This window comes from Acidiphilium rubrum, from assembly GCF_900156265.1.
Taxonomy (GTDB): Bacteria; Pseudomonadota; Alphaproteobacteria; order Acetobacterales; family Acetobacteraceae; genus Acidiphilium; species Acidiphilium rubrum.
The window spans coordinates 39245-55115 of record NZ_FTNE01000027.1 but is presented as its reverse complement, the minus strand read 5'-3'; the positions used below and the strand labels follow the sequence as shown (position 1 = coordinate 55115).

At 67.1% G+C, this 15871-nt stretch carries 14 protein-coding genes; all 14 read right to left on the bottom strand.

Annotated features, from left to right (window positions below):
• Nucleotides 1–230 (bottom strand): helix-turn-helix domain-containing protein (locus BW994_RS15820; RefSeq protein WP_139334155.1); only part of this gene is annotated, 230 nt, incomplete at its 3' end.
• 94 nt (nt 231–324) lie between these two features.
• The gene (locus BW994_RS15815; protein ID WP_051657508.1) at nt 325–1152 is read right to left on the bottom strand and encodes an ion channel; all 828 of its coding nucleotides are present in this window, start codon (nt 1150–1152) and stop codon (nt 325–327) included.
• Between the two features lie 56 nt (nt 1153–1208).
• Complete coding sequence (gene ftsZ / locus BW994_RS15810; RefSeq protein ID WP_029312946.1) at nt 1209–2768, bottom strand: cell division protein FtsZ; 1560 nt, start codon at nt 2766–2768, stop codon at nt 1209–1211.
• Nucleotides 2769–2861: 93 nt separating this feature from the next.
• Nucleotides 2862–4169, bottom strand: a complete 1308-nt coding sequence (gene ftsA / locus BW994_RS15805) for a cell division protein FtsA (protein ID WP_029312947.1) — start codon at nt 4167–4169, stop codon at nt 2862–2864.
• A gap of 13 nt (nt 4170–4182) precedes the next feature.
• Complete coding sequence (locus BW994_RS15800; RefSeq protein ID WP_029312948.1) at nt 4183–5052, bottom strand: cell division protein FtsQ/DivIB; 870 nt, start codon at nt 5050–5052, stop codon at nt 4183–4185.
• Nucleotides 5040–5966 (bottom strand): D-alanine--D-alanine ligase, encoded by a 927-nt coding sequence (locus BW994_RS15795; protein WP_029312949.1) that lies wholly within the window; start codon nt 5964–5966, stop codon nt 5040–5042. The genes BW994_RS15800 and BW994_RS15795 overlap by 13 nt, the downstream gene beginning before the upstream one ends.
• Nucleotides 5963–6892, bottom strand: a complete 930-nt coding sequence (gene murB / locus BW994_RS15790) for a UDP-N-acetylmuramate dehydrogenase (RefSeq protein ID WP_029312950.1) — start codon at nt 6890–6892, stop codon at nt 5963–5965. The genes BW994_RS15795 and murB overlap by 4 nt, the downstream gene beginning before the upstream one ends.
• On the bottom strand, nt 6889–8328 hold the full coding sequence (murC, locus tag BW994_RS15785) for a UDP-N-acetylmuramate--L-alanine ligase (RefSeq protein ID WP_029312951.1): 1440 nt from the start codon (nt 8326–8328) through the stop codon (nt 6889–6891). Before murC ends, murB begins: the two co-directional genes overlap by 4 nt.
• Nucleotides 8325–9431: a UDP-N-acetylglucosamine--N-acetylmuramyl-(pentapeptide) pyrophosphoryl-undecaprenol N-acetylglucosamine transferase gene (locus tag BW994_RS15780; protein WP_029312952.1), complete on the bottom strand. Its 1107-nt coding sequence runs from the start codon at nt 9429–9431 to the stop codon at nt 8325–8327. Before BW994_RS15780 ends, murC begins: the two co-directional genes overlap by 4 nt.
• Nucleotides 9428–10591 (bottom strand): FtsW/RodA/SpoVE family cell cycle protein, encoded by a 1164-nt coding sequence (locus tag BW994_RS15775; RefSeq protein ID WP_029312953.1) that lies wholly within the window; start codon nt 10589–10591, stop codon nt 9428–9430. The genes BW994_RS15780 and BW994_RS15775 overlap by 4 nt, the downstream gene beginning before the upstream one ends.
• Nucleotides 10591–11994 (bottom strand): UDP-N-acetylmuramoyl-L-alanine--D-glutamate ligase, encoded by a 1404-nt coding sequence (murD, locus tag BW994_RS15770; RefSeq protein ID WP_029312954.1) that lies wholly within the window; start codon nt 11992–11994, stop codon nt 10591–10593. The genes BW994_RS15775 and murD overlap by 1 nt, the downstream gene beginning before the upstream one ends.
• Entirely contained in the window at nt 11991–13079 is a 1089-nt protein-coding gene (mraY, locus tag BW994_RS15765; RefSeq protein WP_029312955.1) for a phospho-N-acetylmuramoyl-pentapeptide-transferase, read from the bottom strand. The genes murD and mraY overlap by 4 nt, the downstream gene beginning before the upstream one ends.
• Nucleotides 13079–14434 (bottom strand): UDP-N-acetylmuramoyl-tripeptide--D-alanyl-D-alanine ligase, encoded by a 1356-nt coding sequence (locus tag BW994_RS15760; protein WP_029312956.1) that lies wholly within the window; start codon nt 14432–14434, stop codon nt 13079–13081. Before BW994_RS15760 ends, mraY begins: the two co-directional genes overlap by 1 nt.
• Complete coding sequence (locus BW994_RS15755) at nt 14431–15867, bottom strand: UDP-N-acetylmuramoyl-L-alanyl-D-glutamate--2,6-diaminopimelate ligase (RefSeq protein ID WP_035229809.1); 1437 nt, start codon at nt 15865–15867, stop codon at nt 14431–14433. The genes BW994_RS15760 and BW994_RS15755 overlap by 4 nt, the downstream gene beginning before the upstream one ends.
• Nucleotides 15868–15871 lie beyond the last annotated feature (4 nt).

Genomic DNA, 15871 nt, shown 5'->3' with positions numbered 1-15871 from the left:
CGTGACGTTAAGCCACTCACCCCTTCGGCATTGTAGCGACGCACCCAGTCGCGCAATATCTGACGCTGCATGCCGCTCAACGCAGCTGCCTCCGCACGCGATTTGCCCTCAAGCACCAGCGCCAATGCCGAAAGCCGGCGAACCACATCGCCGTCGCGCTGGCGCGACATCAAACGGCGTAAATCGGCCGCCGTATGATCATGATTGGTGATCGCCAATGCCTGCGACATGATCCCTCCGTCCTCGCGAATCGACAGAAATCATTCAAACACAGCCACAAAAATTTGAGAATCCCCCGCGAGTCAACCGTTTAGGCGGTTGGTATTATTCTTCCAAATCATGAAACCGGGTGTAGTCGATCGCGAAACTGCCATCGGCCGCGCGATCGAAAATATCGACGAAACGGGCGCCGAATTTGATATCGGTGAAGTTATAGATATGGCGGGTCGCGACGGTCGAGAGCAGCGTGTCGTCGAGGCCGGTGAGGACGCAGATAAAGATGCAGTGCTCCCGCGCCAGGGCTTCGGCATCGAGCCCGTAGAGCGGGCTGGATTCGGTGATGCGATGCATGACCGACCAGGACAGCGCGAAGGCGGGTGAGCGGTCGCGCACCAGAGTGAGGTCGAGCAGGCGGCGCAGATTGTTGCCTTCGGGGTCGATTTCGTCGCGGGTCATGGCGACCGTCATTTCCGCGTTGGTCAGGGCGTTGCGGCGGCGGTTGGCGGCGCGGAACATCAGCGTGGGGACGCCATTGACCGGGTGAATGACGGCGATTTTCGAAAACATCACACGCGCCTGCGGCCGCGAGAGGCGGGCGAACAGCAGGCCGGTGGCGAGTGCGGTGGAGAGCAGGCCGGTGATGATTTCGACGCTGGCAACCGAATTGGCCAGGATGGTCTTGGGGTAGAGCACGCCATAGCCGGTGGTCGAGAAGGTCTGCACCGAGAAGAACACGGCATCGCCGTAGTTGCCGGGCTGGGCACCGCCGATGCCGCCGGTCAGCCAGTAGATCGTGCCGAACATGAAATTCATCGCCACGATGCCGAGTGCCAGCAGGCCGACCAGGGTGGCCAGCCGCATGGTCATCAGCGCGTGGAACAGGTCGGAAAAGCCGACGCGGCCGAGGCCGCGCCGTTCGATCCGGCGGAGCATTTCCGCCGAGAACGGCGCCGGCGTTTTGCGCGGGCGCCGTCTGGGTGGACGGAGCGTCAGGACTGCTGGCGGCGGAGGAAGGCGGGGATGTCGATCCCGATTTCCTCGTTATGGGCGAGGCGGACGGCCGGGCGTGGTTCGCTCTGCTGCACCGGTGCCACGGCGACATGCGGTGCCGGTGCCGATTGGTGCTGCTGAGGAGCCGGTGCCTGGTAGTGTTGCGGTGCCGCTTCCTGCGGCGTCACATAGGCGTGCTGCTGCGGCTCCTGGCGGGGGGCTTCGGTCGGCATCGGCTGCGGAGCCGCGGCACCGCGGAAGCCGTTGGTCATGCGGCTGAACAGGCTCGCCTTGCGCGCCGGTTCGGCGGCCCGGGGTGCATCGCGATAGGCGGCGGGTGCTGAGATCGGCGCGCGCATCGGCGGTTCGCCCTGCGTCATCGGTTGAGCGTGCATCGCCTGGGCGTGTGCGGCCTGGGTGGGGGCCATCGGTGCCTGTTGCGGTGCGTACTGCATCGGGCTGGAGGGAACCACGTTCAGAACCGGCTGCTGGTGCTGACCGGTGCTGGTGTTGCCGACCGCATCGGTCATGATACCGCCACCACCGCCCATGGCGACCAGTTTCGGCCGTTCGGACTGCGCCGGTGCGGCGGAATCGATGCCGGTGGCGACAACCGAAATGCGGACGCGGCCGCCGAGGTTTTCATCGAGCGCCATGCCGACCATGATGTTGGCATCTTCGTCGACTTCCTCGCGGATGCGATTGGCCGCCTGGTCAAGCTCGAACAGGGTGAGGTCGGAACCGCCGGTGATGTTGATCAGCAGGCCGCGCGCGCCCTTCATGTTGGTGTCTTCGAGCAGCGGGTTGGAAATCGCGGCCTCGGCGGCGCGGATGGCGCGGTCTTCGCCCTCGGCCTCGCCGGTGCCCATCATGGCCTTGCCCATTTCCGACATCACCGAACGGATGTCGGCGTAATCCAGATTGACCATACCAGGCACGACCATCAGATCGGTCACGCCGCGCACGCCCATGTAGAGCACATGGTCGGCCATTTCGAACGCTTCCTTCCAGCCGGTGCGCTCGTTGGCGACCTTGAACAGGTTCTGGTTCGGAATGACGATCAGGGTATCGACATAGTTCTGCAGTTCGGTGATGCCTTCATCGGCCGATTTCAGGCGGCGCTTGCCTTCGAAGGAAAACGGCTTGGTGACGACGCCGACGGTGAGAATACCGCGTTCGCGCGCCATCCGGGCAATCACCGGCGCCGCACCGGTGCCGGTGCCGCCGCCCATGCCGGCGGTGATGAACACCATATGCGCGCCATCGAGGTGGCGGGCGAGATCCTCGGCGGCTTCCTCGGCGGAGGCCTTACCGACTTCCGGCCGGCCGCCAGCGCCGTTGCCCTGGGTGATGTGCGGGCCAAGCTGGATGCGGCGTTCGGCGCGCGAGAGAATCAATTGCTGCGCATCGGTGTTCGCGACCACGAAATCGACACCGGGCAGATTGAGCGCGATCATGTTGTTGACCGCGTTGGTCCCACCGCCGCCGACACCGATGACGGTGATGCGGGGGGTGAAATCGGTGTGGCTGGTCTTCTGGGGGATGAGGTTGAGGGTCATGATTATGTCTCCTGGCAGGCGGGCGTTACGCGTTTTGCGATCGCGCGAAAGGCGGGTGAACGAGGGGTTGCGGCGTGGGGGCGGTGCGTCATGTCAGAGGCGCCGCTTGAGGAAATTGATGATGCGGCCAACGGCGCTGCTTGGCGTCTCGGCGGTGAAATCGAGATCGTGCATGGTCTGGCCATCGCCGGTGGCAAACGCCAGGAGCCCGATCAGTGTGGCGAAATTGGGCCCGGTCGCGGCATCCGGCAGGCCGATCACGCCGAACGGCCGGCCGAGCCGGACCTGCCGGTTGAGGATATGCGCGGCGAGTTCACGCGCGCCGACCAATTGTGCGGCACCACCGGTCAGCACCACGCGCCCACCGGCAGCGCGGCCGAGGCCGGAGGTTTCGATCCGGTCGCGCGCCAGTTCGAAAATCTCTTCGAGGCGTGGGCGGATAATCGAAACCAGCGCGCTGCGCGGCACTTTGGCGAGCTGATATTCCGCCTCGCCGACCAGCGGCACGTGCAGCAGTTCGCGCACATCGTCCGGGCTTTCCTGGCAACTGCCGAACAGGGTTTTCAACCGCTCGGCATGGGCAACCTGGGTGGACAGCAGGCGGGCGACATCGTTGGTGACGTGAATGCCGCCGATCGGCAGCTGGGCGGTGTGCAGCAGATGACCTTCGGCAAACACCGAAATCGTGGTGGTGCCGCCGCCCATATCGATCACGGTGGCGCCGAGCTCGCGCTCGTCTGCCACCAGAGTGGCGAGGCCGGCGGCGAACGGGGCGGAAACCATCGCCGATATTTCAAGCTCGCACCGCTCGAGGCAGGCGGTCATGGTCTTGATCGCGGTGGAGGCGGCATCGACAACATGAAGCTGCGCCGTCAGCGTGTCGCAATACAGGCCGCGCGGATCGGCGACGCCGCCGGTCTCGTCACTCGCAAAGTTCAGCGGCAGGACATGGATGGTGCCGCGCCCCTCGGTTGAGGCACGGGCGCGCGCTTCGCGGACGACGCGGCGGATATCATCGCCGGTGACGGCACGGCCATCGATCGGCCATTGCACGTTGAACAGCCGCGACTGCGGCTGGCCGCAGGACAAATTGACCACGACCGATTTCAACCGCATGTCGGCCTGGTCTTCCGCCGCACCGACGGCAGCGCGGATGCTGCGCTCGGCCTCGTCAAGATCGACGATGCCGCCCGCCTTGATGCCGCTGCCCTTCTGCCAGCCGAACCCCAGCGCGCGGAGCCGGCCATCGGACTCCGCACGGCCGATCAGGCAGGCGATTTTGGTCGAACCGATGTCGAGCACGCCGAACGGGCCGGATCGCGCGGGCCGCGGCCTTGCGTTGTCAGGCCGCCCCTCGCCTTTTGGCGATGGCAGCGCGGCACGCCTCGACATGTCGTTCATGGCGCGGTCCTTTTCATGATTGATGCCCCGGTGCTGCGGCTTCCGAAAGGAACCCCTTGGGATAGGGGCGCACCACCAGACGATCCGCGAGCCGCAGATCGATGGTCAGCACCGGGCGTTCCAGCAGGTTGATCCGGTCATCCGCCTGCATCAGCCGCGCCATCGCGGTCGCTTCGTGCTGGTCCGGCAGCTTGACCGTGGTGTGGTCGCGCAGCAGCAGATTCCAGCGCAGATTGTCGATCCGTTCCGCGGCGACGACGTGTTTGGCGATCGAGGGATATTGTTTCAGCAGGGCGAGCAGCGCTTTTGCGTGCTGCGGCACGCCGGCGCCGACCAGCAGCGGCAGGTCAGGGTCGTGCGCGCGGGCGGCCGCGGCATCGTGGCCGAGCAGCACGGTGCCGTCCGGCCCGATCAGGGCGAAGCGGTTGTCGGGCTGTTGCCAGATCGCGATGGGACGGCGCTCGACCACGGCAACCCGCACCGTATCGGGCAGCAGGCGTTCGACCGTCGCGCTGCGCACCGCCCCCAGGGCCGCGATCCGCGCCGAGGCCTGGGCGGGCGAAAATCCGAGGATCGGCATGCCCTTGGCCACACCGAGCGCCCGCTCGATCGCCGCGCGGGGCGTGGTCGAGGCACCGGAGATTTCGATATGGCGAACCCGGAAGCCGCCATCCGCCAGCACCGCGGCGGCGGCGTTATGCACCGGGCGGAACAGCGCATCGACCCCGCGCAGCCCGAGCGGCACGATCACCAGGGCAGACACGATGGCGATGCCGAAAATAATCGGCTTGCGCGATTTGCGCAGCCGGCGCAGCAGCAGGGTGCGCGCGCTGGGGCGATCCTGCACGACCGGCTTGCGGGATTTGGGTTTTACACGCGGCATGCGGCGTGCTCCACCATCCAGGCGCACAGCGCCGGGAAATCGATGCCGCAATAAGCCGCCTGCTCGGGCACCAGCGAGGTCGGCGTCAGGCCCGGCTGGGTATTGACCTCGAGCAGCACCAGGCGATCGGTTTCGTCATCGTATCGGAAATCGGCGCGCGAGGCGCCGCGGCAGCCGAGCGCGTGATGCGCCGCGACCGCGACATCCTTGGCCCGCGCGGTGATTTCCTGCGTCACGCGGGCCGGCACATCGTGGCGGGAGCCGCCTTCGGCATATTTGGCCGTGTAGTCGTAGAACCCATCAGAGCGGATTTCGGTCACCGCCAGCGCCCGGCCATCGAGCACGGCGACGGTGAGTTCGCGGCCCGGGATATATTCCTCGGCCATCACGGTGTCGCCGAACGGCCAGTCGCGCGCGATATCGGCGCGGCGATTATCGCCGTGGCGGATGATATGCACACCGACCGAAGAGCCTTCATTGACCGGTTTCAGCACATAGGGCCGCGGCAGCGGATCGGCCTCGGCGAGTTCGTCGCGCGGCACGATGCGATGCTGCGCCAGCGGCAGGCCGGCGGCGGCGAAAGCGGCCTTGGCGACCGATTTATCCATCGCCATCGCGGAGGCGCGCACGCCGGAATGGGTGTAGGGGATGCCCATATAGTCGAGCACGCCCTGGATCGTGCCATCCTCGCCGAAGCGGCCGTGCAGCGCGTTGAACACCGCATCCGGCGCGGGCGTGAGTGCGGCGATCACCGCGCCGAGATCGGCCCCGACCTCGATGGCGAGCACCTCGTAGCCGGCGGTGCGCAGGGCGGCGATCACCTGGCGGCCGGTGGCGAGACTAACCTCGCGCTCCGCCGAGATGCCACCGAACAGCACCGCGACGCGCTTGATGCCGGGCGAGGCGCCGATCATGACCGCGCCCCTGGCGCGACGCCGATGCGCTTGATTTCCCACAGCAGCGCAATGCCGGTTTCGGCGCGCACGCGCGCGCGCACCGCATCGCCCAGAGCTTCGAGGTCGGCGGCGGTGGCGGCACCGCGATTAATCAGGAAATTGCAGTGTTTTTCAGAAACCTGGGCATCGCCGATCACCATGCCGCGGCAGCCCGCCTGATCGATCAACTGCCAGGCCTTGTGACCCTCCGGGTTACGAAACGTCGAGCCGCCGGTGCGCGCGCGGATCGGCTGGCTCGCCTCGCGATTGGTGCGGATATCGGCCATCCTGGCGGCGATCGCTGCCGGTTGATCGCCGCGCGCGATCAGGCGCGCACGCACAACGATGCCGCCCGGCGGCAGGCTGGCATGGCGGTAGGACAGCGCGAGATCGGCCGCGGTGTAGCGGGCGATGGTGCCGTCGCGCCCGATGATCTCGGCCCAGTCGAGCACGTCGCGGATTTCGCTGCCATAGGCGCCGGCGTTCATCGCGACGGCACCGCCGAGCGAGCCGGGAATGCCGGACAGGAATTCGAGACCGGCAAGACCGGCGGCGGCGGCGGTTTCGGCAATCGTCATGTCGAGCGCCGCCGCACCCGCGATCACGCCATCGGGCTCGATCGCGATGTCGCTGAAGCCGCGCGCGAGTTTGACGACGATGCCGGGAATCCCGCCATCGCGAATAATCAGGTTCGAGGCCGCCCCGATGATGGTAACCGGCAGTTCGGGCGGCACCGAAGCCATGAACGCCGCCAGATCATCGGCGTCCTGCGGGCGCAGCAGATACGCGGCCTCACCCCCCACCCGAAACCAGGTGGCCGCCCCCAGCGGCGCATCGAACGCGACCCGGCCGCGCGGGGTCGGCAGGCTGTCGCGCCAGTCGGCCTGGATGCTGGCGGCCATCATCGCAGGCCACCCTGGCCGCGGCGATTCTGATCGGTCAGCGCCTGCAACTGCGCCGGCAGCGCCTGCGCCCATTGGGTGATGGTGCCGGCACCGAGACACACCACGAAATCGCCGGGGCGGGCGATCGCGTTGACCATTTCGGCCAGATGATCGGGGCTGGCCAACGGCACCACGGCACGATGCTGGCGCGAGCGCAGGCCATCGATCAAGGCATCGCGATCGACGCCTTCGATCGGCTCTTCACCGGCGGCGTACACATCAGCGACGATAACAGTGTCGGCATCGTTCATGCAGGTGCAGAAATCATCGAACAGCGAGGCAAGGCGCGAAAACCGGTGCGGCTGCACGACGGCAATCACCTCGCGCGCGCCGGCCTGCCGCGCCGCCTTCAGCACCGCCGCGATCTCGACCGGGTGATGGCCGTAATCATCGATGATGGTGATGCCGCCGACCTCGCCGGTTTTGGTGAAACGGCGCTTGACGCCGGCAAACCCCGCCAGGGCGGCGCGCAGATCGATTTCGGGCACGTCCATCTCCAGCCCGATGGTGATGGCCGCGAGCGCGTTGGACACGTTGTGATTGCCGAGCATCGGCAGGCGGAACGGGCCCATCCGGCGCGCCTTGCCGCCGATGCGGTCGGACAGGCGCACCTCGAAGGTCGCGCCATTGCGGTCGGACATGATGCGCTCGGCACGGACATCGGCCTGCGGCGAGAACCCATAGGTGATCAGCCGATGATCCGACAGATCGGGGATCATCTGCTGCACCGCCGGATGATCGATGCACAGCACCGCGAAACCATAGAACGGGATGTTCGAGACGAACTGCCGATAGCCCGCCTCCATCGCCTCGCGGGTGCCCCAATGGTCGAGATGTTCGGGGTCCATATTGGTGACGACCGCGATGACCGAGGGCAGGCGAAGAAAGCTGCCGTCGCTTTCATCGGCCTCGACCACCATCCAGTCGCCGGTGCCGAGGCGCGCATTGGTGCCGTAGGCGTTGATGATGCCGCCGTTGATCACGGTGGGATCGAACCCGGCACCTTCGAGCACAGCGGCGACGATGCTGGTGGTGGTGGTCTTGCCGTGGGTGCCGCCGATCGCGACCGACCAGCGCAGGCGCATCAGTTCGGCCAGCATTTCAGCGCGCCGCACCACCGGGATCAGCTTGCTGCGCGCGGCCTGAACCTCGGGATTGTCACGCGGCACCGCGGTCGAGATCACGACGACCTGGGCGGCGCCGAGGTTGGCGGCGGCATGGCCGATCGCGACCTGGATGCCGGCGGCGCGCAGCCGGGCGACGTTGGCGTTTTCCGCAATGTCGGAACCCTGCACGGCGTAGCCCAGATTATGCAGCACCTCGGCAATGCCGGACATGCCGATACCGCCGATACCAACGAAATGGATCATCCCGATCCCGAGCGGCATCGCCCTCATGATACGCGCGCCGCGACACAGGATTGCACCAGATCGGCGAGCCGCGTGCTGGCATCGGCGATGCCGCAGGCGGCCGCCGCCTGGGCCATCGCGGCCAGCCGGCCGGGTTCGGCCAGCAGCGTCTCGACCGCGCGAGCCAGCACGGGCGGGGTGAGGCTCGCCTGATCGAGCCGGATGGCGCCGCCCTTGCGCGCGATCGCATCGGCGTTGTGGCGCTGATCGGTATTGATCGCGAGCGGGATGAAAATCGCCGGCCGGCCGATCACCGCGAGTTCGGCAACCGTCGAGCCCCCGGCGCGGGCGATGACCAGATGTGCGGCGGCGATGCGGGGTGCGACATCGGTGAAAAACGGTGCGAGGTCGTTGGTGATCGCGGCGGCATCCAGCAGCGCGCGCGCGGCCGCGATTTCGGGTTGCGGGCATTGCATGGTCAGGCGGATCCGGCGGCGCAGGGGTTCGGGCAGGGCCGCAAGCGCGGCCGGGATCAGGCTCGCAAAAATCCGCGCGCCGAGCGAGCCGCCCAGCACCAGCAGATCGATGGTTTGAGCGGGCGGCACGAAGGGCGCGGCGAGCAGGTTCACCACCGCCGGGCGCACCGGATTACCAGTCAGCGTGGTCTTGATCCGCCGTGGCACTGCCTCGGTCTTTGGAAAACTGGTCGCCAGATGATCCGCGATCCGCGCGAGCATGCGATTGGCACCGCCGAGGATGGCGTTCTGGTCGTGCAGAATAACCGCGGGCCGGCGACGCAGGCCGAGCGTTGCCACGATCGGCGGCACCGAGGGATAGCCACCGAACCCGATCACCGCCGCCGCGTCGAGCGTGGTGAGCAGGGTGCGGGCCGATTTCGTGCCGCGCGCGAGTTGCCGCAGGCCGGCGGCGACCAGCGCGGGGCTGCGCCCGGCAAGGCCGGCCCCTTCGATCACATGCTGCTCGCACCCGGCGAAGACCGCGGATTGACCGGCGCCGGAGCGCGCATCGGTCATCAGCACCACGCGCTCACCCCGCCGCATCAGCACATCGGCCACGGCTTCGGCCGGAAACAAATGACCGCCGGTGCCTCCGGCGGCGATGATGATGGGTTTGAGCATCGTGCCTCTCATGCCACCCGGTCCTGCATGGTCGCGCCGGCACCGCGTTCGGCGGCGCGTTCCGCGTGGTTGCGCTTGCGGGTCAGCGCGAGCAGGAATCCCATGTGCAGCCCGACCGCGAGCACCGCCGAACCACCGTAGGAAATGAACGGCAGCGTCATGCCCTTGGTCGGGATCAGCGACAGCGACGACGCCATGTTGATGAACGCCTGCAGCCCGAAACTGACCAGCAGGCCCGACGCCGCCAGGGCCACGAACAGATCGGTCTCACGCAGGATGCGCGCGAGGCCGCGCAGCACGATGACCGCGAAGATCAGAATAATGCCGAGGCAGACGATCAACCCGAATTCCTCGCCGGCCACCGCGAACACGAAATCGGCGCGCGCATCCGGCAGATAATGTTTCACCTGGCCTTCGCCGGGGCCACGGCCCCACAGGCCGCCGTTGCCGAACGCCGAAAGTGCGGTGATCGCCTGATACGCCTTGTCCTTGGTCGGGTGCAGAAACAGCATCACGCGCATGTGGACATGGGCGATGAACTCGAACGCCGCAAAACCCGCGGCCCCGAACCCGGCCACCGCGATGCCGACCCAATACACATTGAGCCCATCGAGGAACAACTGGACCAGGAAGGTCGAGGCGACCAGCGCGGTCGAGCCGACATCGGGCTGGCGCAGCAGCATCAGCAGCACCAAACCGTTGAGGCCGAGTGCTGCCATCATGCCGGGAAAGCCAGGGGTGCGGCGGCGCTCGGCGAGCAGCCAGGCGGTCGCGATGATCAGCGCGGGCTTGAGGAATTCGGAAGGCTGGATCGTAAAGCCGGGCAGCGCGATCCAGCGCCGCCCACCATCGATCACCACGCCATGCACCAAAGTGAAGGCGGTCAGGATCAGAAAAATGATGCCGATACCCAGTGCCGCGAGCTTGACCTGCTTGAGGTCGAGCATCGAGGTCGCGATCATCACGAAGGCGCCGACCGCGAGGTAGACGATCTGCTTGATCATCACCATCGTGCGCGGGTCGGACAAAGCGATATTGGTGGCCGGCGTCGCCGCAAGCGCCAGCACATAGCCGATGCCGACCAGCAGGATCAGGGCGGTGAGCATGACGCGATCGATGCTCCACCACCAGCGCCCGACGACCGAGGTATCCGCGCGTGAGAGAATCGGCATCAGGTGCACGCCGCCGGCAGGCTGATCGAACGTGCCGGGATCGAACGTGCGAGGGCAGCAAACTGCAAGCCGCGCTCAGCATAATTGGCGAACTGGTCGAAACTCGCCGCCGCCGGTGAGAGCAGCACGGTATCGATGCCGTGCCGGCGCGCGCGGTCGAAGGCCAGCGGCACCGCACGGTCGAGCGTGCCGGCGATTTCATGCGCGACGCCGTGCGCGGCGAGGGTTTGCGCGAACATCGAAGCATCGCGGCCGATCAGCACGGCATGGTCGATCCGGTCGAACCAGGGCGCCAGTCCAGCGATGCCGCCATCCTTGCCGATGCCGCCCGCAATCCAGACCACCCGCTCGAAACTATCGAGCGCGCGCGCGGCGGCATCGGCATTGGTGGCCTTGCTGTCATCGATGAAGTCGACGCCATCGATCGTCGCGATACGCTGCTGGCGGTGCGGCAACCCGGCAAAGCTCGCAAGCGCCGGTGCGATGCGGCCGCGTTCGATCCCCAGCGCCAGCGCCACCGCCGCCGCGGCGGCGGCGTTCTGCGCATTGTGCGTGCCGCGCAGCGCGGGCGCGGTTGACAGATCGGCGATCGGGCCAAATTCATCTTGCAGGATGCGACGATCGGCGAAAAAATCCGCCCGGTGATCGCCCGAAATCCGGATCAAGCTGGCCGCATGCGTTGCAATGTCCCCGGCCAAAACGCGCGACGGTTCGTCGTCGATACCGATCACCGCCGTATCGGTATCGGTTTGACGCGCAAAAATCGCTGCCTTTGCAGCGACGTATCCGGCCATGCTGCCATGGCGGTCGAGGTGGTCGTGGGTAAGGTTCAGCATTATGGCTGCATCGAAGCGCATCGTTGCGATTCGCTCCAACATGTAACTCGACATTTCCAGCACATAAATGCCGTCATCGGGCAGCAGCGGCAGCGCGAGCGACGCCGGCCCGAGGTTGCCGCCAGCGGCGACCGGCACGCCAGAGGTTGCGAAAATATGCGCGAGCAGCGCCGTCGTGGTCGATTTGCCGTTCGTGCCGGTAATGCCAGCGAATCGCGCGGCGCTGCCGGCGGCGCGCACCGCGCGGAACAACAATTCGGCATCCGACAGAATAGCCACGCCCCGCGCGCGCATCGCCGCCGCCTCGGGGTGCGGTGCGGGACGATCATGCGGAATCCCCGGCGAGAGGATCAGCGCGTCGAGCTGATCGACCTCGCTTGGCCTAGCGAGCGGAATACCAGCCGCCTGGGCCGCATCGCGCCGCGTCGCATCATCGTCCCAGGCGACCACCGCGGCCCCCATGGTCCGCAACGTGACGGCGGCGGGCAGCCCGTTCTGGCCAAGGCCGAGCACGGCGAAACTCTGGCCTTCGAACACGCGCGGCCAGGGTTTGATAACGTTGCTCATCGGATCTTCAGGGTTGCCAACCCTGCCAATCCCAGAATCATCGCGACGATCCAGAACCGGATCACGATCGTCGGTTCCGCCAGACCCTTCTTTTCGAAATGATGATGCAACGGCGCCATCAAAAACACCCGCCGGCCGGTGCGCTTGTACCAGAACACCTGCACGATCACCGAAACCGTTTCGACAACAAACAGACCGCCGACGATCGCGAGCACGATCTCGTTCTTGGTCGCAACCGCAACCGAACCGAGCGCGCCACCCAGCGCGAGCGACCCGGTATCGCCCATGAATACCGCGGCGGGCGGTGCGTTATACCACAGAAACCCCATGCCCGAGCCGATCAGCGCCGAGCAGAACACCGCGAGCTCACCGGTACCGGGTACGAAATTGATCTGCAGGTAATGCGCAAAAATGCGGTTGCCGACCAGATAGGCGATCAGCGCGAACACGCCGGCGGCAATGATCGTCGGCACGATCGCCAGACCATCCAGCCCATCGGTCAGGTTCACCGCGTTCGAGGCGCCCATCATGACGAACATCGCGATCAGCGGAAACGCCAGCCCGAACGGGATCAGCAGCGATTTGAACACCGGCACCGCCAGATCATCGGCAATCCCCGGCGGCATCAGCTCAGTGATCCAGATCGCCGCGACCAGGCCGATCAGCGCCTGGAACACCAGCTTGACCCGGCCGGGCACGCCCTTGGTGTTGCGCTTGGTCAGTTTCAGGAAATCATCGGCAAACCCGATCGCGCCGTAGCCGATCGTGACCATCAGCACCGCCCAGACATAGCCGTTTTCAAGATCGGCCCAGAGCAGGGTGGACACGCTCATCGCGATCAGGATCAGAAAACCGCCCATGGTGGGCGTGCCTTTTTTCTCGATCAGATGCCGCTCGGGCCCATCGAGGCGGATCGGCTGACCCTGCCGCTGGAGGGATTTCAGCCAGCGGATCAGGCGCGGGCCGAGCAGGAAACTCACGATCAACGAGGTGATGCACGCACCACCGGCGCGGAAGGTGATGTAGCGGATCAGGTTCAGCACGTGAAACGCGGCGCTGTGCGGCAGGAGAAGGGCGTAAAGCATCAGGCGGCGTCTTCAAGAAGAGTGATGATGGTGCGCATCCGCGAGCCGAGGCTGCCCTTGACTAACACGACGTCGCCGTCGCGCAGCGCATCGCGCACCGAAGGTGCGAGGTCAGCGGCGGTGGGTGCCCAGTGGCTCGCGCAGGCGGGCGGCAGATCATCGGCCAGCAGGCGCATCTTCTCGCCGCAGGCGAACACCAGGTCGGCGACCGCGGCCACCGGTGCCGCAAGATCGCGATGCTCGTCATCGGCGTAGTCGCCGAGTTCCAGCATGTCGCCAAGCACGACGATATGGCGGCCGGGATGCAGCGCCAGCACATCGAGGGCCGCGCGGATCGAAGCACCGGAGGCATTGTAGCTTTCATCAAGCAGGGTGATCGTACCACCGCCGATCCGCAGGCTGCGCTGCGCACCCCGGCCGGGGAGCGGGGCAAACCCATCGAGCGCGGCGGCCGCCGCTTCGGCATCGAGCCCGAGTGCCACAGCGGCAGCGAGCGCCGCCACCGCGTTGATCGCCATATGGGTGCCGGGCGCGGCAAGGCGCAGGCGCACGATGCGATTGAGAATGTTGGCGGTGACCGAGACACCGCCGGCATCGCTGTCAGCATCGAGCAGCCGGGCTTCGGCCAGATCATGCGTACCGAACGAGATGATCGTCGCACCATCCGGCGCGCGGCGCGCGAGGCGCGCGAGATGCGGCCCGCGCGGCAGCACCGCCGTGCCACCGGGCAGCAGGCCGCGCAGCACTTCGGCCTTTTCATCCGCGATCGCCTCGATCGAGCCCATCAGGCCGATATGCGATGCCGCGATGCTGGTGATGATCGCGACATGGGGTCGCGCAATCGCCGCGAGCGGGGCAATTTCGCCGGGGTGGTTCATGCCGATTTCAACCACCGCGTAAGCCGCATCGGCCGGCAGCCGTGCCAAGGTCAGCGGCACGCCGATATGGTTGTTGAACGAGGCTTCGGCGGCGTGCGTCGCACCGAAACCCGTGAAAATGCGGCGCAGCATTTCCTTGGTGGTGGATTTGCCGACACTCCCTGTAACCGCGGCAACCCGTGCGGCGCTGCGGGCGCGGCCGAACGCGCCAAGCCGGCTCAGCGCGTCCTCGGTATCCTCGACCAGCAAAGCCGGACCTGCGCCCGCATCCTGCGAGACCAGCGCACCGGCAGCCCCCTGCCGCAAGGCGTCGGGCACGAAATCATGCCCGTCGCGCGTATCCTGCAAGGCCACGAACAGATCGCCCGCACCCAGGCTGCGGCTATCGATCGCGACGCCGGATGCCGCGAACCGATCACGCGGAAACGCGCCGCCGGTGGCGATCGCGAGCTCGTCGGCGGACCATAATATCGTCATGCCAGCAGCGCCCGGATGATTGCGGCATCGTCGAACGGCAGCGTGGTGGTGCCAATGGTCTGGCCCTGCTCATGCCCCTTGCCGGCCACCGCGAGCACATCGCCCGCGCGCAGCATGCCAAGCCCGGTGGCAATCGCGGTGCGGCGATCGCCGATGTCATGCGCCTCGGGGCAGGCGGCCAAAATGGCGGCGCGGATCGCATCGGGATTTTCGCTGCGCGGATTATCGTCGGTCACGATAACGATATCGGCGCGGCGCGCCGCGACCGCGCCCATCAGCGGGCGCTTGCCGCGATCACGATCGCCGCCGGCGCCGAACACCAGGATCAGCCGCCCGGTGGCGTGCGGGCGCAGCGCGGTCAGCAGCCGATCGAGCGCATCCGGCGTGTGGGCGTAATCGACATAGGCGGCCGCCCCGTTGGCCAGAATGCCGGCGCGTTCCAGCCGGCCCCGCACCGGGGCGAGAGCGGTGAGGCGATCGACCGCGTCCGCGATCCCCAGCGCGCGGGCAAGCCCGGCGGCGAGCAAGGCGTTATCCGCCTGAAACCGCCCGGGCAGCGGCAGGACAACCCGGCGCGTCGCACCGGCGCTGTGGATCACCAATTCCTGGCCTTCCGGCAGCGGCGTGGCGCCGCGCAGATCGATCACCGAACCACCCTCACCCACCGTGCCCAGATCGGGACGATGAGCGCGCAGCAGCGCCAGCGTGGCGGGATCAAGATCGGCCATCGCCAGCGCGGCCGCATCGCGCGGCAGACATTCGGTAAACAGGCGTAGCTTGGCGGCGCGATAGCCAGCCAGATCGCCGTGGTAATCGAGGTGATCGCGCGTCAGATTGGTGAACCCCGCGGCGGCGAGATGCAGCCCATCGAGCCGGCACTGGTCGAGTCCGTGGGAGGAGGCTTCGAGCGCCACATCATCGATCCCGGCCTGTTTCAATTGCGCGAGCGTGGTGGCCAGCGTCACCGGGTCAGGCGTGGTCAGGCTTTCGCCCGGCGCAAACCCGGGCGCGATCAGGCCGAGCGTGCCGAGCGAGGCGGCGCTCCGGCCCGAAGCCACGATGATCTGGCGCAGGAAATCGACGGTCGAGGTCTTGCCGTTGGTGCCGGTGATCGCGGCAATCCGGCGCGGCAGCTTCCCGGCCAGTGCCACCGCAAGCTCCGCGAGGCGGCGGCGGGGATTGTCTTCGATCAGCAGCGGGCGCGGCGGCGTGCCGGCCGGCCAGGCGGTGCCAGGCGGCGCCAGCACGGCGGCGGCACCGCGCGCCACCGCATCCGCAATGAAGCGCGCCCCATCGAGCCTGGTGCCGGGCAGGGCAGCAAAGATCATGCCGGGCCGCACCGCGCGGCTGTCGGCGGTGATGCCGGTGATCGCACGCTCGGCGCCGATGATCCAATCGGGCGTCGCGTGCGTGATACGGGCCAGCCGGCTCATCAGC

Excerpts from the sequence above, each read along its gene's own strand:
- BW994_RS15815 (WP_051657508.1), bottom strand. The coding sequence starts at position 1,152 with ATGCTCCGCCGGATCGAACGGCGCGGCCTCGGCCGCGTCGGCTTTTCC.
- ftsZ (WP_029312946.1), bottom strand. The coding sequence starts at position 2,768 with ATGACCCTCAACCTCATCCCCCAGAAGACCAGCCACACCGATTTCACC.
- ftsA (WP_029312947.1), bottom strand. The coding sequence starts at position 4,169 with ATGAACGACATGTCGAGGCGTGCCGCGCTGCCATCGCCAAAAGGCGAG.
- BW994_RS15800 (WP_029312948.1), bottom strand. The coding sequence starts at position 5,052 with ATGCCGCGTGTAAAACCCAAATCCCGCAAGCCGGTCGTGCAGGATCGC.
- BW994_RS15795 (WP_029312949.1), bottom strand. The coding sequence starts at position 5,966 with ATGATCGGCGCCTCGCCCGGCATCAAGCGCGTCGCGGTGCTGTTCGGT.
- murB (WP_029312950.1), bottom strand. The coding sequence starts at position 6,892 with ATGATGGCCGCCAGCATCCAGGCCGACTGGCGCGACAGCCTGCCGACC.
- murC (WP_029312951.1), bottom strand. The coding sequence starts at position 8,328 with ATGAGGGCGATGCCGCTCGGGATCGGGATGATCCATTTCGTTGGTATC.
- BW994_RS15780 (WP_029312952.1), bottom strand. The coding sequence starts at position 9,431 with ATGAGAGGCACGATGCTCAAACCCATCATCATCGCCGCCGGAGGCACC.
- BW994_RS15775 (WP_029312953.1), bottom strand. The coding sequence starts at position 10,591 with ATGCCGATTCTCTCACGCGCGGATACCTCGGTCGTCGGGCGCTGGTGG.
- murD (WP_029312954.1), bottom strand. The coding sequence starts at position 11,994 with ATGAGCAACGTTATCAAACCCTGGCCGCGCGTGTTCGAAGGCCAGAGT.
- mraY (WP_029312955.1), bottom strand. The coding sequence starts at position 13,079 with ATGCTTTACGCCCTTCTCCTGCCGCACAGCGCCGCGTTTCACGTGCTG.
- BW994_RS15760 (WP_029312956.1), bottom strand. The coding sequence starts at position 14,434 with ATGACGATATTATGGTCCGCCGACGAGCTCGCGATCGCCACCGGCGGC.
- BW994_RS15755 (WP_035229809.1), bottom strand. The coding sequence starts at position 15,867 with ATGAGCCGGCTGGCCCGTATCACGCACGCGACGCCCGATTGGATCATC.